Here is a 249-nt window from a genome sequence, read left to right as displayed (position 1 = left end):
ATTAAAACATCAAAAAAATATGGATAGCAGATATGGATCGTTACCCGGTGCTGGCTGCGGCTGGCGACATCGTCATCAGACACAGGCTGTTCAGCGAGGGGGCCATTGCCTACCCCGGCTACGAAAGCACACTGGGGTACCTCCGACGCTCCGATCTGGTGTGGGGATCGTGCGAAGTGCAGTTCGCGCGCAAGGGCTACAGAACGGACGCCCCGATCGCCTATCTCTCCGATCCTGCAATCGCCGGGG

At 58.2% G+C, this 249-nt stretch carries 1 protein-coding gene; it reads left to right on the top strand.

The genetic code is table 11. From position 1 onward, the window contains the following. Nucleotides 1-32: 32 nt before the first annotated feature. A partial coding sequence (locus tag AC1RP4_RS08100) for a hypothetical protein (RefSeq protein WP_481763293.1) occupies nt 33-249 on the top strand: 217 nt, incomplete at its 3' end.

The sequence above is a fragment of the Dellaglioa sp. CoH-56-MRSF-10 genome (assembly GCF_056782175.1).
The sequence above is the reverse complement of the archived record's forward strand: the minus strand, read 5'-3'. Positions and strand labels throughout refer to the sequence as shown.